The sequence below is a fragment of the Sphingomonas ginsenosidimutans genome (assembly GCF_002374835.1).
Lineage (GTDB): Bacteria > Pseudomonadota > Alphaproteobacteria > Sphingomonadales > Sphingomonadaceae > Sphingomonas > Sphingomonas ginsenosidimutans.
In genome coordinates, this window is the sequence record NZ_NWVD01000001.1 from 133,888 (window position 1) to 160,236 (window position 26,349).

Sequence of the window (26,349 nt, forward strand, 5' to 3'; positions counted from 1 at the left end):
GCGCCTTGCGACGCACGCCGTTCAGATCATCCCCCGCAACGCCCCACCATGTGTCGTTCCGCCGCGCCGCCGTCAGTCGAGCCGCGCGGGCAGGCCGGCAATGTCGCGCGACGTGACCGTCTTGGCAAGCTCCACCAGCGACTTTGCCGCCAGCGCGGTGAGCGCGGGCATCTTGTGCGCCCAGGGCTTCTCATAGCCAGCGAACGGCGTGGTCCCCTCCATCGAGGCGCTGATGAACAGCGCGACGGTGTGCACCTCGTCCGGGGACAGCGCGGGATTGAGCAGCGCGACATATTCGCCGATGTAATCGTGCACGCGCTGGTAGAAGATGCGCACCCGGTCGGCGACGAAATCGCTGTGGTTGGCCAGCGCCCACAATTCGGAGAACAGCCGCGTCGTGCGCTTGCCCCGGATATCGTCCAGGCACAGGACGATCAGCAACCGCAATTGCTCCTCCGCGGGGACGGCGGGGATGCGCACCGTCTGGTCCAGCAGCCGCGAATAGCTGTCGATCAGCTCATCCAGCATCACCTGGACCAGCATTTCCTTGCGCGGGAAATGATAGCTGACGTTGCCGACCTTCATGTCGCAGCGCGCGGCGATGCGACGAATCGTGAAGGCGGTAGCGCCTTCGTCGATCAGCAGGTCCAGCGCGGCGCGCAGGATCGTGTCCACCGTTTCGGTGCCGCGGGCGTAGATGCCGGGGCGTGCCGTCGTCGTCGTGGAATTCATACCGGAAACTCAAACACGTGCGGAGCACGGCGGACCTCCCTAGACCCCGCCGCGCGGCACCACAAGTATCCGCGGCTTGACGAAATCTTGAAGTACGTCCAGCATTTCTTTTGCATCGCAGCGATCGGCGGGGGCCGGGGGGCGTGTCCGCGATGCCGGAACAGGGGGTCCCGATGTCGGTGACGATCACGGTCAACGGTATGCCGCGAACGATCGACGTCGATCCCGACAAGCCGCTGCTGTGGGCGCTGCGCGAGGATATGAAGCTGCCGGGCACCAAGTTCGGGTGCGGCGCGGGGCTGTGCGGGGCGTGCACGGTGATGATGGACGGCGACGCGATCCGCGCGTGCCAGACGCCGGTCGCCTCGATCGCCGGCAAGGCGGTGACGACGATCGAACATGTCGCCACCACCCCGGTCGGACGGCGGGTGAGCGAGGCGTGGGCGGCGCTGGACGTGCCGCAATGCGGTTATTGCCAGGCCGGGCAGATCATGTCCGCCACCGCGCTGCTGACGCAGATCCCGGCGCCGACGCCCGAGCAGATCGACGGCGCGATGAGCGGCAACATCTGCCGCTGCGCCACCTATCTGCGCATCCGCGCGGCCATCGCGAAGGCCGCGGCCGGGGCGGCGGCATGAGCACGCGGGTGCATCTGGACCGGCGCGGGTTCCTGACGGTGTCGCTGCTGGGGGGAACGGCGCTGGCGTTCGACGCCTGCGTGCCGCTGTCGGCGCAGGGGGCAGAGCAGGGCGCGGGGCAGGGGGCGCCCGGCGTCCTCAACGCCTTCGTGCGGATCGCGCCCGACAATGCGATCACCATCGGGGCGAAGAACCCGGAGATCGGGCAGGGCATCCGCACGATGCTGCCGATGCTGATCGCCGAGGAGCTGGACGCCGACTGGGCGCAGGTGCGGATCGCGCAGACGCTGGCGGACGATGCGGTCTACGGCCCGCAGGTCGCGGGGGGCAGCCGCGCCACGCCGGTCAACTGGCTGCCGATGCGCCGCGTCGGGGCCGCCGCGCGGCAGATGATCCTCAACGCCGCCGCCGCCGAATGGGGCGTGGAGGCCGCCACGCTGACGACCGAGCGCGGGCATGTGGTGGCCGCAGCGAGCGGGCGGCGTGCGCCCTATGCCGCGTTCGCGGTGCGCGCCGCGGGGCTGCCCGCCCCCGACCTGGCCACCGTCCCGCTGAAGGCGGCGCGCGATTTCCGCATCATCGGCACCGCGCAGCCCGGCGTCGATACGCCGGCGATCGTCGCCGGCAAGCCCTTGTTCGGGATCGACACCGACCTGCCGAACATGGTGCATGCCGCGATCGCGATCAGCCCGGTGTTCGGCGGCACGATCACGGCGCTGGACGATGCCGCGGTGCGCGCGATCCCCGGCGTCGTCGCGGTGGTACGGCTGAACAGCGGGCTGGCGGCCGCGAACGGCGCCGACGATGCGGTCGCGGTGGTGGCCGACAGCTGGTGGACCGCGGCGCAGGCGCGGCAGAAACTGGCGATCGCCTGGGCGCCGCCGGCGGCGGGCGGCGACCATGCCACCGCCAGCTACGAACGCACCGCCGCGACGCTGCTGGACGGCGAGCCGCGCCATGACCTGGCCCGCATCGGGGACGCTGCCGCCGCGCTGAAGGGCGCGCACCGCGTGGTGACCGCGCGCTACGACTATCCGTTCCTGGCGCATGCCACGCTGGAGCCGCAGAATTGCACCGCGCTGTTCGCGGACGGCAAGCTGGAGCTGTGGGCGCCCAGCCAGGCGCCGGCGGCGGGGCGCAAGGCGACCGCCAAGGCGCTGGGCATCGCGCCGGAGGCGATCACGATCCACATGCCGCGGATCGGCGGCGGGTTCGGCCGGCGGCTGATGAACGACTATATGGTGCAGGCCGCGCTGATCGCGAAGGCGGTGCCGGGGCGCCCGGTGAAGCTGCTGTACGACCGCACCGATGATATCCGGCACGATTGCTATCGTCCGGCGGGATGGCACCGGCTGACCGCGGGGCTGGACGCGAAGGGCGCGATCGCCGCGATCACCGACCATTTCGTCAGTTTCGGCCATGACGGCGAGCCGGCGATCGCTGCGGAAATGTCGCCGTTCGAATTCCCGGCGCAGCTGGTGCCCGCGGTCCATTACGGCGCGACCTACATGCCCACCACCATGCCGACCGGCTGGTTGCGGGCGCCGACCAGCAATGCGATGGCGTTCACGTTCCAGGGGTTCCTGGACGAGGTGGCGCTGGCGGCGGGATGCGACCTGCCCGAGCTGCTGCGCCGCACGCTGGGCGAGCCGCGCACCTTGCCCCCGCCGGAGCGCGGCGCGGCGTTCGACACCGGCCGCGCGCGCCGCGTCATCGACGCGGTGTGCACCCGCGCCGGCTGGCCGGGGGGGCGCGCGACGCCGGGCGGGGCGAAGACGGGGAAGGGCCGCGGGTTCGGCTTCTATTTCAGCCATGCGGGCTATTTCGCGGAGGTCGTCGACATCACCGTCGTCGACAAGACGACGATCCGGGTCGACAAGGTATGGGTGGCCGGCGACGTCGGCAGCCATGTCATCAACCCGCTGAACGCGGTGCATCAGGTGCAGGGATCGGTGATCGACGGGATCGCGCAGGCGCTGGCGGGGCAGAAGATCGACGTCGTCGCAGGCGCGGTGGCGCAGGAGAATTTCGGCGACTTCCCGCTGCTGCGCATCGATGCCGCGCCGCGCGCGGTCGACGTGACGTTCGTCCCGTCCGATGCCGCGCCGACCGGGCTGGGCGAACCGGCGCTGCCGCCGGTCATCCCGGCGATCGCCAATGCGGTATTCGACGCGGCCGGCCGGCGGCTGCGCAGCCTGCCGCTCCGGCTGGCGTAGCGCGCGGCGACATCGGAACGCCTTCGCTGGGAGACCTGACGTAGCCCCGATCCGGCCGGGGTGCGCGGTCACCCCGTGGCGACCGCGGCGATGTAGCGGGCGGCGGCGTCCGCGACCTCCTGCGCCGATGCGCCGGGGCGATACAGGTTCGATCCCAGCCCGAAACCGTCGGCACCGGCCGCGCGCCATGTCGCGATATTGTCCGGCGTGACCCCGCCGACCGCCAGCACGCGCGCGCTGCGAGGCAGGACCGCGCGCTGCGCCTTGAGGAAGGTGGGGGTGGTGCCGTCGGCGGGGAACAGCTTCAGCGCGCTGGCACCGGCCGCGAGCGCGGCGAACCCTTCGCTGGGGGTGAAATATCCGGGCAGCGACACCAGCCCCGCGGTGCGGGTCGCGCGGATCACCGCGGTATCGGTGTTGGGTGACACGATCAGCGTGCCGCCCGCATCGCGTACCCGCGCCACGTCGCCGGGGTCGAGGACCGTTCCGGCGCCGATCATCGCGCGGTCGCCCAGCCGCCGGGCGAGCAGCGCGATGCTGTCGAACGGATCGGGCGAATTCAATGGCACCTCGATCAGGGTCAGTCCCGCGTCGACCAGTGCATCGCCGACCGCGGCCGCCTCCGCCGGGGTCAGCCCGCGCAGGATCGCCACCAGCGGGCAGGCGGCAAAGGCGCGGTCGAACGCGGCGTCGGTATCGGTCATGCGGTTTCTCCGGGAAGCAGGGCGTGCAGCGCGTGGATGCCGGCGGTGAACGCGGCCGCGCTGTCGATCGCGACGACACGGCCACCACGCAGCGCGATGGCGGCGGTATAGAGCGCGGCGAGCGCGCCGGTGGCGAGCAGGTGGACCGTTCCCCCGGCCAGATCGCCGCGCGCGCCCACGTCCGCGCCGATCAGGACCCCGCTGGCGAACGATGCCGCATCGCCGGGCGCGAGCGTGCCGAGCAGGACGCGCGCGCGCACTTCGAACATCGCGTCGAGCAGATCGGTGGCGCCCGCACCGCGCGCCACGCCGTCACGGAACGCCGCGCCATCCACGACGGGTGCGTCGAGCATCCCGGACAGGATGCCGTGCGTGCGCAGCAGCGCGAACAGCTCCCCGGTCATCGCGGTGGCGAAGCGATGGATGCGGGCGTCGGCCACCGTGATCCATTTGTCGTGCGTGCCCGGCTGGCAGAACAGCGCGTCGCGGGGCGCGAGGCCCGCGGTGATCGCACCCAGTGCCTGCACCTCCTCCCCGCGCATCACGTCGTGCCGCGAACCGCGCAGCGCGACGCCCGGCACGATCGCGACATCGCGCGCGACATGGATCACGCCCCCGGCCAGCGCGGCGAGATCGGCGGGGGCGTCGACATAAGGTATCTCGCGCCAGCCGCGCGTCGACCCGGCCATGCCCGCGATCAGCAGCGGCGCTTCGCCCAGCCGTGCACGAAGCGCCGCGACCGCCGCAGGATAGTCCGCCGGGGCCAGCGACAGGATGCCGCGATCGTCGCACACCGTGGCCAGCACCCCCCCGTCCGCCGCCAGTCGATAGGCGCGCCGGTTGGTCGTACCCCAATCCACCGCGATCACTTCGCCGTTCATCGCCTTGCCTTGGTTATTTATATGACATTATCCTGTGCCGCTGTATCGTCAACGCAGGGTGCAGGACAAGAGAGGATGAGGATGGCGGATCGGGCGCAGACCGTGTGGGACGGCGCGGCGGAACTGGGCGAGGGGCCGGTGTGGGACGCCCGCGACGCGGCGCTGTGGTTCGTGGATATCAAGCGGCCGGCGGTCCATCGCGTCGATCCCGCCGACGGCACGCACCGGTCGTGGCCCGCCCCGACTCAGATCGGCTGGGTGCTGCCCGCCGAGGGCGGCGGCTTCCTGGCGGGATTGCAGACGGGGCTGGCGCATTTCGATCCCGCGACCGGTGCCTTCCGCCATCTGTGCGCGGTGGAGCCGGATCGCCCGGGCAACCGGCTGAACGATGCGACGGTCGGGCCGGACGGGGTCGTGTGGTTCGGGTCGATGGACGATGCCGCGCGCGAGGCGACCGGGCAGGTGCATCGCTGGGACGGTGCGCACGCGACCGTCACGGGAATCGCGCCGGTGACGATCACCAACGGACCGGCGGTGTCTCCGGACGGTGCGACGCTTTATCATGTCGATACCTTGGGCGGCGCAATCCACGCGGTGCCGGTGTCGGGTGACGGGACGACCGGTACGGCGCGTGTGCTGGTGACGATCGACCCGGCCGACGGCACCCCCGATGGGGTCAGCACCGATGCGGCCGGCAATATCTGGCTGGGGCTGTGGGGCGGGTGGTGCGCGCGCTGCTACGATCCGGCGGGCCGGTTGCTGCGCGAGGTGCGGTTGCCGGCGGCGCAGGTCACGAAGATCGCGTTCGGTGGCGCGGACCTGCGCACCGCCTTCGCCACCACCGCGCGGCTGGGGCTGGACGCGGCGGCACTGGCCGTGGAGCCGGCGGCGGGGGCGGTGTTCGCGTTCCGCGTCGACGTGCCGGGGCGGCCGCTGCCGCTGGCGCGGCTGCGGCGCTGATCGGGTGGCGGATCATTCCTGCACGAACAGGTGATCCGCTTTCAGCCACAGCGGCGCCAGGCATAGCGGCACCGACGACAGCGGCAGCACGCTGTCGTCCACCGCGACGCCGAGCGTGCCGGTCATGAAGCGGCGGCGCGCGTCGATGCGCGCCATCACCGCCGGGTGGCGATCGGCGAGTTCGGCGCGCAGCGCGGCATCGGCCAGGACGATGCTGTCCTCGCAATTGAGCGCCCAGCCGTCGCGCATCGGCGTGGGGATGACGTCGACCTGCACATGCATCCCCGACCGCAGCCGCTCGGTCGAGCCGGGGCGGACGGGGGTATGCGACCATTCCTCATGGCCGGTCAGATGGCCGGGATTGAGCAGCGAGCGCAGCCCGCCGCGCGCCAGCGTATCGGTGACCGCCTCGTGCAGCTCGCCGCCCGGCGTCCCCACACGCGCGATGCGATACCATTCCACCAGCCCCGCGAAATAGCCTGCGGCGGTGGCGACGAAGGCGTCGTCGCCGTCGTCCAGCAGCCCCGCACGCGCGGTCAGCCCGCCCCACAGGCCGACCGCGGTCGACACGCCGTCGCCCTTTTGCAGGACGCGCGCGCCGGGGCTGGCCAGCCCGATCACCCCGCCATCGGCGGGGCCGCCCGACGCCAGCATCATGTGCACGTTGAACGGATCGCCGTGATAGCCCATCCGCGCCGCGCCGTCGCGCTCGCGGTCGCCGGGTCGCAGTTGCGACAGGACCGACCACACCATCGCGGAACCGCGCGCGGCCGCGGCCTCGAACACCGCGATCTGATCGGCATCGATGATCGAGCGGTGACCGGTTTCGGGATGGAGCAGCACCGCGGTGCAATCCTCCACCGCATCGGCGCCGACGACGCGCGCGATCGCGGCGTGATAGGCGGCGGGCAGGAACGACGGCGCGGGCAGGCCCTCATCCCACTCCTCCGCCGCCAGATACTTCCAGCCGACGATCCCGGTGCGCGTGCCGGGTGCCAGCCCCGCGTCGCGCAGCACATCGGTCAGCCGCGGGGCGACGGTGCGGTCCTGGCCCAGCAGGCTCATCGTCTGCGCCAGCCGCACCGTCAGCCCCGGCAGCGGCGCGCGCTCCGCGTAGGGGACGCATTCGTTGCCGGTGACGACGATCCGCCGCCCGCCGGGGCCAAGCAGCAGCAGCGCTTCCTCGAACCGCGGCTCGAACCCCGACAGGAACATGACGTTCGCCATATGCTCGCGGTCGGCATAGACGACCAGCCAGTCGGTGCCCGCCGCCGTCAGCGCCGCATCGCAGCGCGCGGCATAGCGCGCCGGCGGCAGCGCGGGCGGTTCGTCGATCGTGCCGAAATCGGGTATGGCGACCGGTGTCAGGCGGAAAGTCATCGATGGCCCCTTCTCACTGGATGGCGTCGTCGGGAAGATTGACCGCTGCATGATATTATATATGACTTAATTGCAAGGCCAAAAGGGGAAACGTGATGCGGTGGTGGTTCGGGGCGGCGATGATCTGTGCCACCGGCGCGGCGGACGCACGGCCGGCGACCGTACCTCACGCCGGTGCGGTGACGATCGTGCGCGACGATGCCGGCATCGCGCATGTCCACGGGCGCAGCGATGCCGATGCGGTGTTCGGCATGATCTACGCCCAGGCGGAGGACGATTTCCCGCGGATCGAGCGCAATTATCTGGTCGCGCTGGGCCGGCTGGCGGAGGTGGAGGGCGATGCCGCGGTGTGGGCGGACCTGCGCCAGCGGCTGTTCGTCGACCCGGCGGCGTTGCAGGCGGCGTACCGGCGCAGCCCCGAATGGTCGCGGCGGCTGATGCAGGCCTGGGCGGCAGGGCTGAACCATTATCTGGCAACGCACCCCGCCGTCCGCCCGCAGCGGCTGACCCGGTTCGAGCCGTGGATGGCGCTCGCCTTTTCCGAAGGGAGCATCGGCGGCGATATCGAGCGCGGGGTCGCGCTGGACCCGCTCGCGGCCTTTTACGGGCACGGCGGCGCGGCGGCGCAGGTCGCGGCCGCGACGGACGCGGGGCGGATGGTCGAACCCAAGGGATCGAACGGCATCGCGATCGGGCCGCAGCGCAGCGCCAGCGGCCACCCGCTGTTGTGGATCAACCCGCACACCTCGTTCTTCTTCCGGTCGGAACAGCAGGTGCGCAGCGACGAGGGGCTGGACGTCTATGGCGCCGCCACCTGGGGGCAATATTTCATCTACCAGGGGTTCAACCGCCGGCTGGGATGGATGCACACGTCCAGCGGGGTCGACAATATCGACGAATTCGCGGTCGAGGTGGCGCGGCGCGGGGGCGCGCTGCGCTGGCGCGACGGGGCGCAATGGCGCCCGTTCGTCGAGCGGACGGTGACGCTGCAGGTGCGCCGCCCCGACGGCACACTGGCGCCGCGATCGTTCACGACGCTGGTGACGCGGCACGGCCCGGTGATCCGCGCGGAGAACGGCCGCTGGATCGCGGTGGCGATGCTGAATGCGCCGCAGGCCGCGCTGGAGCAGAGCTGGCTGAGGACCAAGGCGACGACGCTCGATGCCTATCTGCACGCGTCGGATCGCAAGGCCAATTCGTCGAACAACACCATCCTGGCCGCCGCCGACGGCACGATCGCGTATCTGCACCCGCAATTCGTGCCGGTGCGCGACGCGCGGTTCGACTATACCCGCCCGGTCGACGGCAGCGATCCGGCGACCGCGTGGCGCGGATTGCACCGGCTGAGCGAACTGCCGCAGGCGGTGCGCCCCGCCAGCGGGTGGGTGATGAACACCAACAATGCGCCATGGGGCGCGGCCGGCGTGGACAGCCCGCGCGCCGCCGCCTTCCCCGCCTATATGGACCAGTTCGGCGAGAATCCGCGCGGCATCCACGCCACCGCGCTGTTGAACGGATCACGGAAATTCACCGCGATGGCGCTGCGCGACCTGGCGTTCGATCCGTTCCTGCCGTTCTTCGAGCAGCAGATCCCGGCGGTGCGGCGCGCGTGGGACGCGCTGCCGGCGGGCGCGCCGCTGCGCGCGCGGCTGGCGGCGCCGGTCGCGATGCTCTCCGGCTGGGACCGGCGCTGGAGCCTGGAATCGCAGCCGATGTCGCTGGCGGCCTATTGGGGCGAGGCGCTGTGGCGGAGCGAGGGGCCGAAGGCGCAGGCCGCGCACCGCACGATCTTCGACTGGCTGGCCAATGCCACCGTCGATGCCGACCGGCTGGCCGCGCTGGACGATGCGGTCGCGGCGATGACCGCCGAGCATGGCGGGTGGCGTATCGCCTGGGGCAGGATCAACCGGTTCCAGCGGCTGGACGGTGCGATCCGCCCGCATTTCGACGACCGGCGCCCCAGTGTGCCGGTGCCGTTCACGACCGGCAATTTCGGATCGCTGGCGGCCTTCTCGGTCGAGCGCCAGCCGGGGCAGCGGTGCTTCTACGGCACCAGCGGCAACAGCTTCGTCGCGCTGGTGGAATTCGCGCCCGACGGCCCGCGCGCGTGGACGGTATCGGCGGGCGGGCAGAGCGGCGACCCGGCCTCCCCGCATTTCGACGACCAGGCCGACCGCTATGCCAGCGGCACGTTGCGCCCGGTGCCGCTGGATGGGGTGAAGGGCATCGCCTACCACCCCGGCGAACCGCGCCCCGCCGAGGCGCCACGGCGTGTCGCGACCGCGGCCGGCGCGTGCGGGGGATGAAGCGCGCGGAGCCGCCGCGCCGTCAGGGGCGTAGCGGGTGGTTGCCGGCGACCAGCAGCAGCGCCAGCGCGTCGTGGATCAGTTCGTACATCCGCTCCCCCGCCAGCGTCGCCTTGCCCTCCACGATCGCGTCGGCGACGCGCTTGTGATCGCGCGAACTGGCGCGGGGCACGCCCTTGTACTGGTTGGTGCGGCGGATCGAGAAGCGCAGCGTCGTCTCGGTCAGGTCGGTGAACTGGCGCAGGAAGCGGTTGTTGCTCGCCTCCAGCACCGCAATGTGAAAGGCGATATCGGCCTCCAGCGCATCTTCCTCGCCGCGATCGGCGGCGATCATCCGGTCGATCGCCGCCAGGATGCGCGCGCGCTGCTGCCCGGTGGCGGAATGGGACGCCAGCGTCGCGGCGCGCGGTTCGATCGCCAGGCGGATGTCGGTGAAGTCGATCAGCAGGTCGATCGAGAAATCGCGTTGCAGCATCCAGCGCAGGACGTCGGGGTCGAGCAGGTTCCACCGCTCCTCCGGCTGGACGATCGTGCCCGCGCGCTTGCGCCCGACCAGCAGCCCCTTGGCGGTCAGCATCTTCACCGCTTCGCGCAGGACCGGGCGGCTGGCGTTGAAGCGTTCGCACAACTCCGCCTCGGTCGGGAACGGCGCCCCCGCGCGATAGCTTTGCGTGACGATCGCATGGCCCAAGTCGTTGACGATCGTCGCCGTCAGGTTGCGGCCGTCGGAGGGGGCGTGGCCGATGGTGGCCGCAGTCGGGATCGTCATTGTCGCTACATATCCGACCTGTGGCGCGAAGGCCAATCGTCGATCCGACGCAAATTTGCGCTTCCCCTGTAATAAGTATGATATTATGCAGGGGCCAAGTGGTTATGGGGAGGGCGACATGGCGGAGGGGGTGACCGGGCGCAGAACCCTGCTCGGCGGTCTGTCGTCGGTCGCCGGCATCGCGGCGCTGGGCGGTTGCACGCCGCGCGTCACGCAGCCACGCGGCGTGCGCATCGGCTTCGTCGTGAAGATGCCGCAGGAACAATGGTTCCAGGACGAATGGCGCTTTGCCCGCGCCGCGGCGCGCGACCTGGGCTTTTCGCTGATCGCGATCGGTGCGGAGGATGGCGACCGCGTGCTGTCGGCGCTGTGGACCCTGTACGCGCGCTATGCCGGCGGATTCGTGATCTGTACCCCCGATCCGCGGCTCGGCCCGGCGATCGCAGGGTTTGCGGCGCATAGCGGGATGAAGGTGATGTCGGTGGACGACCGGCTGATCGGCCCGGACGGCGCGCCGATCGCCGCCATTCCGCATGTCGGCATCTCCGCCGATGCGATCGGGCGGGTCGCGGGCAATGCCGCCGCGGACGAGGCGGTGCGGCGCGGCTGGTCGGGGGAGCGGACCGGGATCCTGCGGATCGCCTATGACAGCCTGGACACCGGGCGTGAGCGCACCGGCGGGGCGGTGACGGCGCTACGCACGCGCGGTTTCGCGCGCGTGTTCGACGCGCCGCAGCGGACCACCGATACCGAAGGCGCGTTCACCGCGGCGGCCCCGATCTTGACCGCGCATGCCGATATCGATCGCTGGATCGTCCTGGGCCTGAATGACGAGACGGTGGTGGGGGGCGTGCGCGCGGCGGAGGGGCTGCGCATCGCGCCGGCGGCGGTGATCGGCATCGGCATCGGCGGATCGGAGGCGGCGATCGCCGAATTGTCCAAGCCGGTGCCGACCGGCTTCTTCGCGACCGTGCTGCTGAGCGCGCAGCGCCACGGGTACGACACCGCGGCGGCGATGTTTGCGTGGATCCGCGACGCGCGCGCGCCTGCGCCGCTGACGCTGACCAGCGGCACGCTGATGACCCGCGCGACGATGCGCGCCACGCTGGCCCGTGAGGCGGCGGCATGACCGTGCGGCTGGCCTTCGACCATGTCGGCAAGAGCTTTCCCGGTGTCGTCGCGCTGGACGACGTCAGCTTCACCGTCGCGGCGGGCGAGGTGCGCGCGCTGGTCGGCGAGAATGGCGCGGGGAAATCGACGCTGCTGAAGATCCTGTCGGGCCAGTACCAGCCCGATTGCGGCACGCTGGCGATCGACGGCGTCGCGTGCCGGTTTGACCGGCCGCGCGCGGCGCAGGACGCGGGCGTGGCGATCATCCACCAGGAATTGCAGCTGGTGCCCGATCTGACGGTGGCGGAGAACCTGCTGTTGGGCGCGTTGCCGGCGCGCGGCGGGTGGGTCCGCCATGCCGAACTGCATGAGCGGGCGCGTGCGGTGCTGGCGCGGCTGGGCGAGGCGATCGACCCGGCGACGCCGGTGCGCGCGCTGTCGATCGGCCAGCGGCAGATGGTCGAGATCGGCCGCGCGCTGCTGCGCGAGGCGCGGATCATCGCCTTCGACGAGCCGACCAGTTCGCTGAGCGCGCGCGAGACCGACCGGCTGCTGGCGATCATCGACGAACTGCGCCGCGACGGTGCCGCGATCCTGTACGTCAGCCACCGCATGGAGGAGATCTATGCGCTGGCGGACAGCGCAACGGTGCTGCGCGACGGGCGGCACGTCACCGATATCGCGCCGGTCGGCCCGGCGGACGCCGACCGGATCGTCACCGCGATGGCGGGACGGTCGATCGCCGACATCTACGGCTATCGCGCGCGGGCAACGGGCGCGGTCGCGCTGCGGGCCGAAAGCGTGACCGGCGCGGGGCTGCGCCAGCCGGTGTCGTTCGCAGTCGCGAATGGCGAGATACTGGGCTTCTTCGGGCTGGTCGGTGCGGGGCGGTCGGAGCTGTTCCGGCTGCTGTACGGCGCCGTGCCGCGCACCGGCGGTGAGGTGATGTGCCGGGGCGAGCGGCTGGTGTCGGGCGATCCGCGCGCCGCGATCGCCGCGGGACTGGGGTTGTGCCCCGAAGACCGCAAGGATGCCGGGATCATCCCGCTGGCCGCGGTGCAGGAAAATATCGCGATCGGCTGGCGCAACCGGCGCGGCGCCTCGCCGTGGCTGCGCCCGCATGCCGAGGCGAGCGGCGCGCGCGATATCATCGAGACGATGCGCGTCAAGACCGCCAGCCCGGCAACGCCGATCGCGACCCTGTCCGGCGGCAACCAGCAGAAGGCGGTGATTGGGCGCTGGCTGATGGCGCAGGCGCGCATCCTGATGCTGGACGAGCCGACGCGCGGCATCGACGTGGGCGCGCGCAGCGAGATCTACGAGCGGATGTACGGTTTCGCCGAGGCGGGCGGCGCGGTGCTGTTCGCCTCGTCCGACATGGCCGAGGTGCTGGGCGTCGCCGACCGGATCGTGGTGATGCGCGAAGGATCCGTGGCCGGCATCGTTCCGCGTGCCGAGGCGAGCGCCGACGTGCTGATGCGGCTGGCGCTGCCGCAGGCCGCCTCCACTTCCTACCCTTCAGACAGGGACGTGATCCCCGCATGACGCCATCCTTGCTTCTTTCCCGTGCCGGGCCGCTGCTGGCGCTGATTGTGCTGGTCGCCTTGCTCGGCTGGCTGGTTCCCGATTTCCTGAGTCTGCGCAACGCGCAGGGGCTGCTGCTGTCGGTGACGCTGGTCGGCACGATCGCGGCGACGATGATGCTGGTGCTGGCGATGCGCGAGGTCGACCTGTCGGTCGGCTCCACCGTCGCCTTTGCCGGCGTGCTGGCGGCCGTGACGATGAACGCGACCGGCAGCGTCGCGCTGGGTGTCGTCGCCGCGCTGGCGGGCGGCGCGGCGGTCGGGCTGTTCAACGGCGTGCTGGTGGCCGGATTGCAGGTCAATTCGCTGATCGTCACGCTGGCGACGATGGAGATGGTGCGCGGGCTGGCGTTCCTGACGTCGGGCGGCGAAAGCGTCGCCATCCCCGCGCAGCGTTTCTATGCGCTGGGATCGGGGGGGATGCTGGGTATCGGCTGGCCGATCTGGACCATGGCGGCCAGTTTCGCGCTGTTCGGCGTGCTGCTGAACCGCACCGTGTTCGGGCGCAACATCCTGGCGATCGGCGGCAATCCGGAGGCCGCGCGGCTGGCGGGCATCCCGATCACGCGGGTGCGGATCACCGTGTTCGCGCTGCAGGGGCTGGTCGCGGCGGTCGCGGGCATCGTGCTGGCGGCGCGGATCACCAGCGGGCAGCCGAACACCAGCATCGGGCTGGAACTGGCGGTGATTTCCGCCTGCGTGCTGGGCGGCGTGTCGCTGTCGGGGGGCGTCGCGACGGTGGCCGGCGTGGTCGTCGGCGTGTTCATCATGGGCGCGGCGCAAAATGCGCTCAACCTGATGAACGTACCGACTTTCTATCAATATGTGGTGCGCGGCGGCATCCTGTTGCTGGCGGTGGTCGCGGACCGGCTGCGCCAGACCGGGCGGCTGCCGGCGCTGCGCATCGCCCGCCAGAGGGAGCGTAGACGTCGATGACCCGGCCCATGTCGCCGATCGCGAAGATCGAGCATTTTCTGGTCCCTCCGCGCTGGCTGTTCGTCCGCGTCGAAACCGCCGACGGCGCGGTCGGCTGGGGCGAGGCCAGCCTGGAGGGCCATGCCGAGGCGGTCGCCGGCGCGCTCGAGGCGGTGCGCGATCGGTTGATCGGCACCGATGCGCACCGGATCGAGGATGCGTGGCAGACGCTGTACCGGATGGGCTTCTATCGCGGCGGGCCGGTGTTGATGTCGGCGATCTCGGGCGTCGACCAGGCGCTGTGGGACCTGCGCGGACGGGCGCTGGGCGTGCCGGTGTCGGACCTGCTGGGCGGGCGGGTGCGCGACCGTATCCGCGTCTATGCCTGGATCGGCGGCGACCGTCCGTCCGACGTGGCGGCGGCGGCGCGCGCGCGGCGCGAACAGGGGTTCGACGCGGTCAAGATGAACGGGACCGAGGACCTGGACTGGTTCGCCGGCCCCGCCGCGGTCGCCGATGCGGTGGAGCGGCTGGGGCTGGTGAGGGACACCGGCATGGACGTGGGCGTCGACCTGCACGGCCGCGTCCACAAGCCGATGGCGCGCCAGATCGTCCGCGCGCTGGAACCGCTCGGCCCGATGTTCATCGAGGAACCGGTGCTGAGCGAACATCCCGAGGCGATCGCGCAACTGGCCGCGCAGACGACGGTGCCGGTCGCGCTGGGCGAACGATTGTATTCGCGCTGGGATTTCAAGCCGTTCTTCGAACGCGGCGCGATCGACATCGCGCAGCCGGACCTGAGCCACGCGGGCGGCATTTCGGAAGGGCGGCGGATCGCGGCGATGGCGGAGGCGTATGACGTCGCGCTCGCGCCGCATTGTCCGCTGGGGCCACTGGCGCTGGCCGCCTGTCTTCAGGTGGCGGCGGCGACCCCCAATTTCGTGATCCAGGAAATGTCGCTGGGCATCCACTACAACAGCGCCGATGCGGACCTGCTGACCTATCTGACCAACCCGGCGGTGCTGGCGGTGGAGGGGGGTACGGTCGCGGTGCTGGAGGGGGCGGGGCTGGGCGTGACGATCGACGAAGCGCGCGTGCGCGAGGCCGCGAAGGACTCGCACCGCTGGCGCAACCCGGTGTGGCGCGGGCGCGACGGGTCGCTGCGCGAATGGTGAGCGGGGCGACGGAGGGCGCGCGCGTCGCGCTGGTCACTGGCGCCGCGGGCGGGATCGGCGGCGCGGTGGTGCGCGGCCTGCGCGCCGACGGGCTGACGGTGGTGGCCGCGGACCATGTCGCGATTGCGGACGATCCCGACAGCTTGGCCGCCGACCTCGCCGATCCGGCCGCGCCGGCGCAGCTGGTCGCCGCGACGGTGGCGCGGTTCGGTCGGCTCGACGTGCTGGTCAATGTCGCGGGGGTGATGATCTTCAAGCCGATCGCGGCGCATGACGCGGCCGACTGGCAACGGGTGCTGGCGGTCAATCTGGTGGCGCCCGCGCTGCTGACCGCGGCGGCATGGCCGGTGCTGCGCGCGGGTGCGTCGATCATCCATATCGCGTCGGTCCATGCGCGACGCACCTCGCCCGACGTCGCGTCCTATGCCGCGTCCAAGGCCGCGCTGGTCAGCCTGACGCGCACGACCGCGATCGAGGGACGCGAACGCGGCATCCGCTGCAACGCGGTGCTGCCGGGCGCGATCGACACCGCGATGCTGCGCGACAGCCCGAACATCCGGTCGGGCAAGGAGAAGATCGATCCCGCCGACATCGGCCAGCCGGACGATATCGCGGCGGTGGTGCGCTTCCTTGCCTCCGACGCGGCGCGGTTCGTCACCGGCGAGGATATTGTCGCGGACGGCGGGCGGATGGGCGCGCTCTAAGCGGTATCGAAGCGCAGCAGCGTTTCGGACCGATACAGGTCGCCCGGATCGAGGCGGGTTGAGGGAAAATGCGCGTGGTGCAGCGCGTCCGGCCACCCTTGCGTTTCCAAACACAGCGCCGCGTGCGGGCGATAGCCGTCGCATAGCGCGTTGCCGGTATAGAGCTGGATGCCCGGCTGGTCGGTCGACAGCCACATCCGCCGCCCGCTGTACGGATCGACCAGCAGCGCGTCGCGCGGCGGCGACAGGCAGAAATTGTGGTTGTAGCCGTGCTGCGCGACGATCGCTGGGTCGTCGCCGTCCAGCCCGTCGCCGACGCGGCGCAGCGTGCGGAAATCAAACGGCGTACCCTGGACCGGGGCGAGCGTGCCGAGCGGTATCCCCGCCGCATCGATCGGTAGCACGGCATCGGCGGCGATGCGCAGCCGATGATCGTGGATCGTCGCACCCGCCATGCCCGACAGGTTGAAATAGAGGTGCGACACCAGGTTCACGTGCGTCGCGCGTGTGGTGCGTGCGGTGTAGCGGATCGACAGCGTCCGGGCGTCTTCCAGCGTGAAGGTCGCGGTGGCGGTCAAGGCGCCGGGATAGCCCTGATCGCCGTCGGGGCTGACGTGCGACAGCGTGGCCTGCCGCGCGTCGGCCCCGTCGATCCGCCAGATCGCGCGGTCGAAGCCGTGCGGCCCGCCGTGCAGCTGGTGGCGCCCCTCGTTCGCGGCGAGCGCGATCGTGGCGCCGTCCAGTGGCATCGTGCTGCCCGCGACGCGATTGGCGACGCGCCCGCAGGTCGCGTTCATATAGGCATAGGGGCCGGGTCCGCCGCCGGCCGGATGCGCGGCGGGGGTATCCGGGCCGACCAGCACATTGGCGACGACGCCATGCCGATCGGGGGCGGACAGCGACAGGATGGTGGCGCCCAGATCGGTGATCCGCACCCGCAACGCGCCGTGCGACAGCGCCAGGACATGCGCGACGCGGCCATCGGGCAGCTGCTGGGGAAGGGGGGCGGTCATGCGTGCATCGTGCCAGCATGCGCCGGCCGCCGCGATACCACATGGCATCGCGACGGCCGGTCGCGTGGGTCAGAAGCTGGCGCGCAGTCCCAGCGAGATACGCCGTCCCTGATCCGACACGGTGATGAGCCGTTCCTCGAACCGCGAATAGCTGCGGAACTTGGCGTTGGTGAGGTTCAGCACTTCGAAGAAGGCGGAGACATTGCTGTTGATCCGCGCCGATCCGCTCAGGTCGATCTGGTCGTAGCCGAAGATGTTCTCCGGCTGGCTTTGCGGGCCGAACGTCTGGCGCAGGAACGGCGCGCGCCAGTTGTACGCGCCGCGCAGCTGGAACCCGTCCTTTTCGTAGAACAGCACCACGTTGGCGGTGTCGGACAGCCCCTCGACATTGAACGACTGGTTGCTGAGCGACGGGTCGAAGCGGATCGAACTTTTCACCATCGTATAGTTGGCGCTGGCACCGAAGCCGTCGAGCGGCGCGGGCAGGAAGTCGAAGGTGGTCTGGATCGCCGCCTCAAGCCCGTACACGTCGCCCTTCTGCGCGTTGTATGGACGGTTGGCGAGGAAGGTCAGCCCGAAATATTCCTCCGGCTGCTGCCCGGAGATGATGAAATTCTCCAGCTTCTTGTAGAAGCCCGCGAGGCTCGCGTAGCTCGTCCGGCTGAAATAATAGTCGAGCGAGGCGTCGGCGTTCCACGCCAGGAACGGCTTCAGGAACGGGTTGCCGCCGCTGACCGTGTTCGAGGCGGGCGGGCGGAACACGAAGTCCTGCGACAGCCCCAGCCGGCTGAGCGTCGGCCGCGTCAGCGTGCGCGACCCGGCGAGGCGCGCCGTCAGTTGATCGGTGATGTCGAGCCGGAAGTTCAGCGTGGGCAGGATGTAGGTATATTTGTTGCGCGCATCGACCGGCACCGTCGGGCTGTACACCGGCACTGCGGCGGTGGGATCGGCGGGGTTCTGGATGATGTTGAGCAAGGTCACCGAATAGCCGGTGGCATAGACGTCGGTATGGACCAGCCGCGCACCGGCCATCGCGGTCCAGCGGCTGCTGCCGAAATCGCCCTTGAAGCTGGCCTGCAGGTAACCGGAGAAGGTGTTTTCGCGCACCGTGCCCGAGCCGCGATCGCGATCGATCGGGTCGAGGCTGTTGTTGTTGCCGCGATAGACCGCCAGGAAACGGTTGCGCGCGTCGACGTCCGAAATCTGCGACACCGCCGCGTCCGACCCGTAATAGCGGACCAGCGCGTCGCGGTCATAGGTCAGCCAGGTCAGGTTGCGGCCCTGCACGTTGGCGGTGAAATCGGTGAACAGCGATCCGGGCGCCAGCGCCTGATAGCCGCAATAGAAACAGCCCAGCGGCTCAGGCGATTCGCGCACCACCGTGGTCTTCTTGCGGTTGGTGAACAGCAGGCCGCCCTGCAGCTTGTCGAGGACGGTGCCGATGTCCCAGGTGGCGTCGACCGATGCCTGGTTCACGGTATCGCGGTTGCGCCCGCCGCGTTCCGAGCAGCAGTGCAGCCGCGGCGCCGACTTGTCGTTGGTGGCCAGCGTGTTGGTGATCGACGGCAGCCCGTCCGGCCCGGCGAGCGTGAAGGTGGGCGTCACGCCGATCTGGCGCGTGCCGACGACGTAGAACAGCTGGTCGGAATCGTTGCGGGTATTGGAATGCGCCGCATCGAAGACCAGGGTCAGCGCCTCCGCGGGTTTCCACTCGGCATTGATGCCGAGTTGATAGGTGCGCGCGTTCTGCGGGTTGGTGGCCAGGATATTGTCCGACGCCAGCCCCGCCGTGGCGGTCGCGGGCAGCACCGTGAAGCTGGTCACGGTGCGGTTGTCGTTGAACGTGGCCGAGGTGATCCGGTCGGGATCGGTGTAATAGCCCAGCTGGTTCGTGACGCTGGCGGTCTTCTGCTGGGTATAGAGCGCGTCGAACGCGAATTTCAGCGTGTCCGATGCGACATAGTCGACCGCGAAGGTGCCGCCGATCCGCTCACGATCGTTACGGGTCGAGGTGAAGTTGACCGTCCGCGGCAGCGCGACGCCCTGCGCGCGCGATCCGTCCGCCTGGACCGGGCGGGTGTCCTTCACGCCATCGTTGTTGGTGTCGATATTCTGGTTGGTGATCCAGCCGTCGGTCGACACGTTCGACAGCCGCGAGATGCGCTTGTCGTAGATGAAGCTGGCCAGCACGCCGAAGGTGCGATCCTCGTTCGAGGCGCTGATGACGCCCGATACGACCGGGGTGATGCGATCGGAGGTATTGTCGTGGCGGCCGGCGACGCTGCCCGCCATGTGGAAGCCGGCGCGATCGGTCGGGCGCGCGGTACGCAGGATCACGGTCGATCCGATGCCGCCTTCCTGAAGCCGCGCCTCGGACGATTTGTAGACTTCCGCGCCGGTGATGAGTTCCGACGACAGGATGTCGAAGGAGAAGGAGCGGCCGCCGCCTTCCGTCGACAGCAGCCGGCCGTTGAGCAGCACGGTGTTGAATTCCGGTCCCAGTCCGCGGACGGTGATGCCGCGCCCTTCGCCGTTGACGCGATCCACCGACACGCCGGTGATGCGCTGCAGCGATTCGGCGATGTTGGCGTCGGGGAACTCGCCGATGTCCTTGGCGGAGATCGCATCGACGATGCCGACGGTGTCGCGCTTCAGTTCCAGCGCGCTGGCCAGGCTGGCGCGGATGCCGGTGACGACGATGTCGTCGCCCGCCGCAAGGCCGGCGGTGGGGCCGGCCGTATCGACCTGCGCACCGGCGGGACCGGCCGCGCCGGGTTCGCTCTGGGCGAGGGCCGGCGTGGCGCACAGCGCCAGTGCCGTTCCCGACAGCAGCGCCGCCGCCGCCAGCCGTTGCGTGTGATTCCGAATCTGCGCCATAACTGCCTCCCCTGTTTGTTGGAGACAATAAATATGACTTTAGTGGCGTTGTCGAGACAAAATGTTCGCGGCGAAGCCGTAAAACGGGCCGGTCTGTGTGATTTTCACCACATAAACGTATGATAATATCACCGTCGCTCGCCTCTGCTGGTGCGCGACAGGATGAAACCCATGCCTTGGAAGTCGCCGCGGAGCGTCACGTCGACGCCGTGATTCATCCAATAGGCGCCGGTCGCGCTGGCGGGGATGGTGGCGGGCAGGGGGGTGCCCTCCATCGTCTCGATCCGGTAGGTCGCCTCCGCGTCCAGCCCGGCGAGGTTGATCGTCGGCATCACGTCCAGCTTGTGCGTCGATCCCACCAGCGTGAACAGCGCCGCCTGCGACCGGTCGGCGGCGACGTACAGGTTGGTCCAGCGCGGATCGGCGCGGCTTTCGCGGTTAAGCCGGTACAGCGATCCGCGCTGCACCGTCTCGCGGATGCGCTTGTACGCGGCGACGTAATAGCGCGCGGTCTCCACCTCCGCCGGGGTCCATTTGTTGAGGTTGGTGCCGATCCCCAGCCCGCCCTGCATCGCCGACAGGAAACGGAACGGCAGCGTCGTCTGGCGCTGGTTCACCCAATTGGGGCTGTCGGTGACCCATGCCATCATCGTGGCGGGGGCATAGGCCTGCGTATAGCCGTCCTGGATCAACAGTCGGTCATAGGGATCGGTGTTGTCGGACGGCCACATCTGGTCGGTGCGCGCCATGATGCCCAGGTCGACCCGCCCGCCGCCGCCGGAACAGCTTTCGATCTCCACCCGCGGATGCCGGCGCCGCAGCTCATCGATGATCCAGTAGAGATTGCGGACATAGGCGACGTAGATCGTCTGCTGTTCCGCGACGTCCGCGTCGGGCCAGCCGGGTTCGGACCAGTTGCGGTTATAGTCCCACTTCAGGAACGCGATGTCGTTCTGCGTGAGCAGGTCGTCCAGCACCTTGAGCACATGGTCGCGCACGTCGGTGCGCGCCAGGTTCAGCACCAGCTGGTTGCGCCCCTCCGTCCGCGGGCGGCCCTTGAACTGCATCGCCCAGTCGGGATGCGCGCGGAACAGGTCGCTGTCGGGATTGATCATCTCCGGTTCGACCCACAGGCCGAAGTCCATGCCGAGCGAGCGGACCTTCTGGATCAGCGGACCCAGCCCGCGCGGGAACTTGGCCGGGTTGACGGTCCAGTCGCCCAGCCCCGCCTTGTCGTTGTTGCGCGCGCCGAACCAGCCGTCGTCCATCACGAACCGTTCGACACCCAACGCCGCGGCGCGCTCGGCCAGCGCCATCTGCCCGGCCTCGTTCACGTCAAAATAGGTCGCTTCCCAGCTGTTATACAGCACCTTGCGCAGCGCCGGCCGGTCGCCGTCGCCGTGCGGCAGGATATGGTCGCGCTGAAACCGGTGGAACAGCCGGCTGGCGCCGCCCTTCCCCTCATCCGAATAGCCGACGTACATGACGGGCGTATCGAGCTGCGCGCCGGGGCGCAGGCGATAGGCGAAGTCGAACGGATTGTACCCGCCGGTGATGCGGATGCGCCCGGTCACGTCCTGATCGAAGGTCATCCGCCACGATCCGCTCCACGCCAGCGCGCCGATCCAGGCCGGGCCGTGATCCTCGGTGGTGGCATCGCGCGACACCATGAACCACGGGTTGTTCTGGCTGCCGGTCGAGCCGCGGCGGCTTTCGAGGACGGTCGACCCGGCGACCAGCGGGCGGTGCTGGAGCGTCCATTCCGCCGCCCAGCGCCCGGTCGAATAATGCAGCTGATAGTCATAGGCGACCGGCAGCGTCAGCCCGGCCCCCGCCGCCTGATCGATGCGTACATCGTCGGCCCCGCGATTCTCGATCCGCGCCGAGCGCGCCAGCACGCCGGTGCCGCGATCGATCGTGTAGGTCAGCGTGACGAACACCGGCCGGTCGAGATCCGACAGCGTCACGCGGATCGTATCGCCGTCGATCTGGTGGCTGCGATAATGCAGGACGAGGTCGCGGTTGCCGTCCGGCCAGGTGATCTTCAGCGCGGGCTCGGCATACAGCCCGCCGCCCTGGCCGGCATATTCCTGCGGCACGACATTGGCGGCGACGTCGAATCCGCTCAGCCCCGACAGTTCGGGCGCGGCGAGGGGCGCGCGGTCGGGCAGGCGGCGGCCCCAATAGACCGACTGCAGGATCCCTTCCGCATTCACCTTGAACGCATAGGTCACCTCACCGCCGTCGAGGCGGAACATCTGCCTCGTCGCATCGAAGCTCGCCTGCGCCCAGGCGATGCTCGGCCACATTACAGCGACCAGCCCCGTCACCCACCGATTGATCCGCATTTCGACCCCGTCACGCCATTGTCAACGATCCGCAGGATAAATCATATATATTCGCGGATGGGAAGGGTCGCCGTGGTCACCCGTCGCCGCGCAGGCGGTAGCCGACGCCCAGTTCGTTGGCGATCACGCTGCCGACCGGGTCGGGGGCTTCCAGCTTCTGGCGCAGGTTGCGGATGACGATGCGCAGATATTCGATCCGCGCATCCTCGTCCCCGCCCCAGCACGACGCCAGCAGCCGGTCGTGGGTGACGATCCGGCCGATGTGGCGGGTCAGCAACGCCAGCACGTCATGTTCCTTGCGCGTCAGGTGCACCTCTGTGCCGCCGCGCGTCACGATCCGCCGGTCGAGATCGATCGCCAGATCGCCGCGCACCACGACCTTGCCCGCCGCCGCCTCCGCCGCCGGGCCGCGATGGCGCAGCGCGACGCGCAGGCGGGCGAGCAGCTCCTCGGTATCGAACGGCTTGGTGACGTAATCCTCCGCCCCCAGATCGAGCGCGGTGACCTTTTCCTCCACCGCCTCGCGCGCGGAAACGACCAGGATAACCGCGTCGCCCTGCTTGCGCAGCAGCGGGATGATGCCCAGGCCGTCGCGGTCGGGCAGGCCGAGGTCGAGCAGGATCGCATCGGGGCGCTCGGCCGCCGCCAGCCGCAGCGCGTCGCCGGCCGTGCCGGCCTCGACTACCTCATGCCCTGCGCGCAGCAGCGTGTTGCGCAGCAGGCGGCGGATCGCGGCTTCGTCATCGACGACAAGGATCCTGGCAGGCATCAGGCGGCGTTTCCGGTGGAGGGATCGCGCACGATCAGCGCGGGGGGAAAGGCGAGGGTGAAGCAGGCGCCCCCGCCCCCGGCGTCATCTTCGGAGCGGTTGGCGGCCTCCACCGTCATGCCCATGGCGTCCGCGAACGCCTTGACGATGGCAAGGCCAAGCCCGGTGCCGCCGACGGCGCGGTCGGACCCGGCGAGGCGGGTGAAGGTTTCGAACACCGCGGCTTCCTGCCCCGGCGGGAGGCCGGGGCCGCGATCGAGCACGGACAGCCGCACCTCGCCGAAGCGGTTGCGCCCCTCGATCACGATCTCGCTGCCCGGATCGCCGTAGCGCCCGGCGTTGTCGAGCAGGTTGAGCAGGCAATGGTGCAGCAGCTGCGGATCGACGCGCACCAGCGGCAGGTCGGGCGGGACGTCGAGCCGGACGGCATGCCCCTCCAGCGCGCGGCGGGCGTCGTGCGCGGCGCCGGTGACCGCGTCGCTGAGGTCGGTCGCCTCGACGTTGAGGCGGATCGCCCCGGCTTCGATCCGCGCCATGTCGAGCAGGTTGGACACGAAGCGGTTGAGCCGCGCCGATTCGGCGCGGATCGTCGCGATCAGTTCGGGCGTGGCGCCGCCGGGCAGCTGGTCCGCCGCGGCGATGACCGCGGTGAGCGGGGTGCGCAGGTCGTGGCTGACCGAGGAGAGCAGCGCGGCGCGCAGCCGGTCGCGGGTGCGCACCGCATCGACGTCGCGCATCTCCGTCTGCAGCCGCAGCCGTTCGAGGACGAGCGCCGACTGGTCGATCAGGCTGCTGAGCAGCGGCAGCTGATCGGCGCGGACCGGATCGCCGGCACTGTCGCTGGCGACGCCGAGCACCGCCAGGATGCGCTCGCCCGCCTTCAGCGGCTGGAACAGCCATTCCGAGGCGGCGAGCGTCCCCGAACCCTTGCCGGCGGGCTGGCCGGTGTCGAGCGTCCAGCCCGCCGCCGCGGCGTCGACCGTGTCGAGCCGGTAGGCCGGATCGCTGGCGGCGATGATCCCCAGATGCGTGTCGGCGGTGGGGCCGAGCAGAATCGCCTGCACCCCCAGCAGGCGGCGCACGTCGTCGCAGATCATCTGCGCCGCGCGATCGGTGTCGGTGACGCCCGCGATCTGGCGCAGGAAGCCGGCCAGTGTGGCGTTGGTGCGCGCGCTGGCGGCGGCGAGGTCGGCCTGCGCGCGGACCCGGGCGGTCAGCTGGCTGGTCGCGATCGCGATGCCCATCAGCACGAAGACCGAGACGATGTTCTCCGGATTGTTGATGCTGAGCGTGCCGACCGGCGGCAGGAAGAAGAAATTGTACGCCAGGCTGGACGCGAAGCCGGCGTACAGGCCGGTGCGCAGCCCGTAGAGGCTGGCCGCGGCCATGACCGGCAACAGATACAGCAGCGCGACATTGCCGAGATCGAGGACGTGGAACAGCGCGCTGGCCGCCGCGGTCACGCCCGCGACCATCGCGCTGGTCACGGCATAGCCGGCGGGGGTGCCCCAATGGCCCGGACGCCGCGCGCCGCGCTGGCCGGGGGCCGCGCCCGCCGGCACCGGCAGCACGTGGACGGTGACGTCGGGAGTGTCGCGGATCAGCCGGTCGACCACCGAGCCGTGGCGCAGTTCGAACCAGCGCGACCGGTGCGACTTGCCCAGCACCAGCTGGGTGGCACGCGAGTCGGCGAGGAAGCTCTGGATCCCCTCCACCACCGTCGGCGCGGGCACGGTGGCGACCGCGCCGCCCAGCTGCGTCGCCAGCGTCATCGCGGCGGCGACGCTGGCATGCTGCGCATCGGTGAAGTGCGCGGCGCGCGGGGTTTCGACGAACAGCGTCGTCCACGGCCCGCGCAGCCCGTCGGCGATCCGCTTGGCCGCGCGGATCAGCCCGTCGGCGCCGGGCAGCTCGCTGATCGCCACGACGATCCGGTCGCCGCCCGCCCAGGTGCCGCCCAGCCCCAGCGCACGCACGTCGTCCAGCATCCGCGCATCGACCGCCTGCGCGGCGCGGCGCAGCGCCAGTTCGCGCAGCGCCGACAGGTTCGAGCGCGAGAAGAAATGCCCCAGCGCGCGGGTCGCTTCCTGCGGCAGATAGACCTTGCCCGCCTTCAGCCGCTCGATCAGCTCGTCCGGGGGGATATCGACCACCTCGATCTCGGCGGCTTCCAGGATGCTGTCGGGCACGGTTTCGCGCACGCGCACGCGGGTGAAGCTGGCAACGACGTCGTTGAGGCTTTCGACATGCTGGATGTTGACCGTCGAATAGACGTCGATCCCCGCCGCCAGCAGCTCCTCGATATCCTGGTAGCGTTTGGCGTGGCGGCCGCCGGGGGCATTGGTGTGCGCCAGTTCGTCGACCAGCACGAGCCGCGGCGCGCGCGCCAGGATCGCGTCGAGATCCATGTCATGGAGCGTGCGCCCCTCATAGGAGACGGCGCGGCGGGGGATCACCTCATGCCCGCGGATCAGCGCCTCGGTTTCGGCGCGGCCATGCGTCTCGACCACGCCGATGACGACGTCGACCCCGTCGCGCCGCCGCGCCGCGCCTTCGGACAGCATCTCATAGGTCTTGCCGACGCCGGGGGCGGCGCCGAGGAAGATCTTGAGCCGGCCGGTGCCCTCCTGCGCGGTGGTGCGCAGCAGGGCGTCGGGATCGGGCCGTCCGCTGGCGGGGGCGGGCATCAGCGCGCCATGGCGTCCAGCGCGCGGTTGAGCGCCAGCACGTTGACATGGGGATCGCCCAGCAGCGGCGCGCTGGTCTGCCGTTCGACCAGCGCGGTCACGCGGTCCAGCGGCAGGCCGCGCACCCGCGCGACGCGCGGCGCCTGCGCCAGCGCGGCGGCGGGCGACAGGTCGGGGTCGAGCCCCGATCCGCTGGCGGTGACCAGGTCGGCGGGCAGCGCGCCCGCGACCCCCGCCGCGCGGTAGCGCGCGACGTCGGCGGCGACGCGATCCGTCAGCGGCCGCGCGGCGGGGCCGAGGTTCGACCCCGACGAGGCGAGCCCGTCATAGCCCTTGCCCGCCGCGGACGGCCGGGTATCGAAATAGCGATCGCTGACGAACGCCTGCCCGACGACGGTCGAGCCGATCACGTGGCCCGCGCCGTCGCGCACCAGGCTGCCGTTGGCCTGCACCGGGAACAACGCCTGCCCGATGCCGGTCATCGCCAGTGGATAGCCCAGGCCGAGCAGCGCGGCGAACAGCAGCGCCATGACGATCGCGGGTCGCAGTGCGGAGGTGATGTCCTTGCCCATCTGTATGTTC

At 70.4% G+C, this 26,349-nt stretch carries 20 protein-coding genes; 9 read left to right on the forward strand and 11 right to left on the reverse strand.

Annotated features, from left to right (window positions below; genetic code table 11):
• Window positions 1–72: 72 nt before the first annotated feature.
• The gene (locus tag COA17_RS00565) at window positions 73–732 is read right to left on the reverse strand and encodes a TetR/AcrR family transcriptional regulator (RefSeq protein WP_066491971.1); all 660 of its coding nucleotides are present in this window, start codon (window positions 730–732) and stop codon (window positions 73–75) included.
• A gap of 173 nt (window positions 733–905) precedes the next feature.
• On the opposite strand from COA17_RS00565, the gene COA17_RS00570 reads away from it, so the two are divergent.
• A complete protein-coding gene (locus tag COA17_RS00570; protein ID WP_096610665.1) occupies window positions 906–1,370 on the forward strand; it encodes a (2Fe-2S)-binding protein in 465 nt (154 codons plus the stop codon).
• On the forward strand, window positions 1,367–3,586 hold the full coding sequence (locus COA17_RS00575; RefSeq protein WP_096609485.1) for a xanthine dehydrogenase family protein molybdopterin-binding subunit: 2,220 nt from the start codon (window positions 1,367–1,369) through the stop codon (window positions 3,584–3,586). The genes COA17_RS00570 and COA17_RS00575 overlap by 4 nt, the downstream gene beginning before the upstream one ends.
• Window positions 3,587–3,654: 68 nt before the next feature.
• Here COA17_RS00575 and COA17_RS00580 read toward each other — a convergent pair whose 3' ends face one another.
• Together COA17_RS00580 and COA17_RS00585 are read right to left on the reverse strand one after the other, a co-directional pair.
• Window positions 3,655–4,290: a 2-dehydro-3-deoxy-6-phosphogalactonate aldolase gene (locus COA17_RS00580; protein ID WP_096609487.1), complete on the reverse strand. Its 636-nt coding sequence runs from the start codon at window positions 4,288–4,290 to the stop codon at window positions 3,655–3,657.
• Window positions 4,287–5,171, reverse strand: a complete 885-nt coding sequence (locus COA17_RS00585) for a 2-dehydro-3-deoxygalactonokinase (RefSeq protein WP_096609489.1) — start codon at window positions 5,169–5,171, stop codon at window positions 4,287–4,289. The genes COA17_RS00580 and COA17_RS00585 overlap by 4 nt, the downstream gene beginning before the upstream one ends.
• Before the next feature lie 81 nt (window positions 5,172–5,252).
• Between COA17_RS00585 and COA17_RS00590 the strand changes: the two genes are divergently transcribed.
• On the forward strand, window positions 5,253–6,131 hold the full coding sequence (locus COA17_RS00590; RefSeq protein ID WP_096609491.1) for an SMP-30/gluconolactonase/LRE family protein: 879 nt from the start codon (window positions 5,253–5,255) through the stop codon (window positions 6,129–6,131).
• A gap of 12 nt (window positions 6,132–6,143) precedes the next feature.
• Here the strand turns inward: COA17_RS00590 and COA17_RS00595 are convergent, their stop codons facing one another.
• Window positions 6,144–7,511 carry a M24 family metallopeptidase gene (locus tag COA17_RS00595; protein WP_096609493.1) on the reverse strand — a complete coding sequence of 456 codons (1,368 nt, stop codon included), beginning with the start codon at window positions 7,509–7,511 and terminating at the stop codon, window positions 6,144–6,146.
• Between the two features lie 95 nt (window positions 7,512–7,606).
• Here COA17_RS00595 and COA17_RS00600 point away from each other — a divergent pair, with 95 nt between their 5' ends.
• Window positions 7,607–9,817 (forward strand): penicillin acylase family protein, encoded by a 2,211-nt coding sequence (locus COA17_RS00600; RefSeq protein ID WP_096609495.1) that lies wholly within the window; start codon window positions 7,607–7,609, stop codon window positions 9,815–9,817.
• A 22-nt stretch (window positions 9,818–9,839) separates the two neighbouring features.
• Here the strand turns inward: COA17_RS00600 and COA17_RS00605 are convergent, their stop codons facing one another.
• On the reverse strand, window positions 9,840–10,586 hold the full coding sequence (locus COA17_RS00605) for a FadR/GntR family transcriptional regulator (RefSeq protein WP_066491596.1): 747 nt from the start codon (window positions 10,584–10,586) through the stop codon (window positions 9,840–9,842).
• A gap of 85 nt (window positions 10,587–10,671) precedes the next feature.
• On the opposite strand from COA17_RS00605, the gene COA17_RS00610 reads away from it, so the two are divergent.
• Genes COA17_RS00610 through COA17_RS00630 form a run of 5 tightly spaced genes read left to right on the forward strand, consistent with a single transcriptional unit; the run spans window position 10,672 to window position 16,073 of the window.
• Window positions 10,672–11,715: a type 1 periplasmic-binding domain-containing protein gene (locus COA17_RS00610; protein ID WP_245857323.1), complete on the forward strand. Its 1,044-nt coding sequence runs from the start codon at window positions 10,672–10,674 to the stop codon at window positions 11,713–11,715.
• Window positions 11,712–13,241, forward strand: coding sequence for an L-arabinose ABC transporter ATP-binding protein AraG (gene araG, locus COA17_RS00615; protein WP_096609499.1), 1,530 nt, complete (start codon window positions 11,712–11,714; stop codon window positions 13,239–13,241). Before COA17_RS00610 ends, araG begins: the two co-directional genes overlap by 4 nt.
• An 8-nt stretch (window positions 13,242–13,249) precedes the next feature.
• Complete coding sequence (gene araH / locus COA17_RS00620) at window positions 13,250–14,215, forward strand: L-arabinose ABC transporter permease AraH (protein ID WP_245857325.1); 966 nt, start codon at window positions 13,250–13,252, stop codon at window positions 14,213–14,215.
• A complete protein-coding gene (gene dgoD, locus COA17_RS00625) occupies window positions 14,212–15,369 on the forward strand; it encodes a galactonate dehydratase (RefSeq protein ID WP_245857327.1) in 1,158 nt (385 codons plus the stop codon). The genes araH and dgoD overlap by 4 nt, the downstream gene beginning before the upstream one ends.
• A complete protein-coding gene (locus tag COA17_RS00630) occupies window positions 15,363–16,073 on the forward strand; it encodes an SDR family NAD(P)-dependent oxidoreductase (RefSeq protein ID WP_066490704.1) in 711 nt (236 codons plus the stop codon). The genes dgoD and COA17_RS00630 overlap by 7 nt, the downstream gene beginning before the upstream one ends.
• Here the strand turns inward: COA17_RS00630 and COA17_RS00635 are convergent.
• From COA17_RS00635 to kdpC, 6 genes are all read right to left on the reverse strand, one after another.
• Window positions 16,070–17,086, reverse strand: a complete 1,017-nt coding sequence (locus COA17_RS00635; RefSeq protein ID WP_176484743.1) for an aldose epimerase family protein — start codon at window positions 17,084–17,086, stop codon at window positions 16,070–16,072. The genes COA17_RS00630 and COA17_RS00635 overlap by 4 nt on opposite strands.
• 69 nt (window positions 17,087–17,155) lie before the next feature.
• A complete protein-coding gene (locus COA17_RS00640; RefSeq protein ID WP_096609505.1) occupies window positions 17,156–19,963 on the reverse strand; it encodes a TonB-dependent receptor in 2,808 nt (935 codons plus the stop codon).
• Between the two features lie 128 nt (window positions 19,964–20,091).
• The gene (locus tag COA17_RS00645) at window positions 20,092–22,311 is read right to left on the reverse strand and encodes an alpha-galactosidase (RefSeq protein ID WP_096609507.1); all 2,220 of its coding nucleotides are present in this window, start codon (window positions 22,309–22,311) and stop codon (window positions 20,092–20,094) included.
• 76 nt (window positions 22,312–22,387) lie between these two features.
• Entirely contained in the window at window positions 22,388–23,080 is a 693-nt protein-coding gene (locus COA17_RS00650) for a response regulator transcription factor (protein ID WP_096609509.1), read from the reverse strand.
• Window positions 23,080–25,767: a sensor histidine kinase gene (locus tag COA17_RS00655; RefSeq protein ID WP_096609511.1), complete on the reverse strand. Its 2,688-nt coding sequence runs from the start codon at window positions 25,765–25,767 to the stop codon at window positions 23,080–23,082. The genes COA17_RS00650 and COA17_RS00655 overlap by 1 nt, the downstream gene beginning before the upstream one ends.
• A complete protein-coding gene (gene kdpC, locus COA17_RS00660) occupies window positions 25,767–26,339 on the reverse strand; it encodes a potassium-transporting ATPase subunit KdpC (RefSeq protein WP_096609513.1) in 573 nt (190 codons plus the stop codon). The genes COA17_RS00655 and kdpC overlap by 1 nt, the downstream gene beginning before the upstream one ends.
• Between the last annotated feature and the right edge of the window lie 10 nt (window positions 26,340–26,349).

Excerpts from the sequence above, each read along its gene's own strand:
- araG (WP_096609499.1), top strand. The coding sequence starts at position 11,712 with ATGACCGTGCGGCTGGCCTTCGACCATGTCGGCAAGAGCTTTCCCGGT.
- COA17_RS00595 (WP_096609493.1), bottom strand. The coding sequence starts at position 7,511 with ATGACTTTCCGCCTGACACCGGTCGCCATACCCGATTTCGGCACGATC.
- COA17_RS00640 (WP_096609505.1), bottom strand. The coding sequence starts at position 19,963 with ATGGCGCAGATTCGGAATCACACGCAACGGCTGGCGGCGGCGGCGCTG.
- COA17_RS00585 (WP_096609489.1), bottom strand. The coding sequence starts at position 5,171 with ATGAACGGCGAAGTGATCGCGGTGGATTGGGGTACGACCAACCGGCGC.
- COA17_RS00635 (WP_176484743.1), bottom strand. The coding sequence starts at position 17,086 with ATGACCGCCCCCCTTCCCCAGCAGCTGCCCGATGGCCGCGTCGCGCAT.
- COA17_RS00590 (WP_096609491.1), top strand. The coding sequence starts at position 5,253 with ATGGCGGATCGGGCGCAGACCGTGTGGGACGGCGCGGCGGAACTGGGC.
- dgoD (WP_245857327.1), top strand. The coding sequence starts at position 14,212 with ATGACCCGGCCCATGTCGCCGATCGCGAAGATCGAGCATTTTCTGGTC.
- COA17_RS00605 (WP_066491596.1), bottom strand. The coding sequence starts at position 10,586 with ATGACGATCCCGACTGCGGCCACCATCGGCCACGCCCCCTCCGACGGC.
- COA17_RS00575 (WP_096609485.1), top strand. The coding sequence starts at position 1,367 with ATGAGCACGCGGGTGCATCTGGACCGGCGCGGGTTCCTGACGGTGTCG.
- COA17_RS00570 (WP_096610665.1), top strand. The coding sequence starts at position 906 with ATGTCGGTGACGATCACGGTCAACGGTATGCCGCGAACGATCGACGTC.
- COA17_RS00650 (WP_096609509.1), bottom strand. The coding sequence starts at position 23,080 with ATGCCTGCCAGGATCCTTGTCGTCGATGACGAAGCCGCGATCCGCCGC.
- COA17_RS00645 (WP_096609507.1), bottom strand. The coding sequence starts at position 22,311 with ATGCGGATCAATCGGTGGGTGACGGGGCTGGTCGCTGTAATGTGGCCG.
- kdpC (WP_096609513.1), bottom strand. The coding sequence starts at position 26,339 with ATGGGCAAGGACATCACCTCCGCACTGCGACCCGCGATCGTCATGGCG.
- COA17_RS00600 (WP_096609495.1), top strand. The coding sequence starts at position 7,607 with ATGCGGTGGTGGTTCGGGGCGGCGATGATCTGTGCCACCGGCGCGGCG.
- COA17_RS00565 (WP_066491971.1), bottom strand. The coding sequence starts at position 732 with ATGAATTCCACGACGACGACGGCACGCCCCGGCATCTACGCCCGCGGC.
- COA17_RS00580 (WP_096609487.1), bottom strand. The coding sequence starts at position 4,290 with ATGACCGATACCGACGCCGCGTTCGACCGCGCCTTTGCCGCCTGCCCG.
- COA17_RS00655 (WP_096609511.1), bottom strand. The coding sequence starts at position 25,767 with ATGCCCGCCCCCGCCAGCGGACGGCCCGATCCCGACGCCCTGCTGCGC.
- COA17_RS00630 (WP_066490704.1), top strand. The coding sequence starts at position 15,363 with ATGGTGAGCGGGGCGACGGAGGGCGCGCGCGTCGCGCTGGTCACTGGC.
- COA17_RS00610 (WP_245857323.1), top strand. The coding sequence starts at position 10,672 with ATGCAGGGGCCAAGTGGTTATGGGGAGGGCGACATGGCGGAGGGGGTG.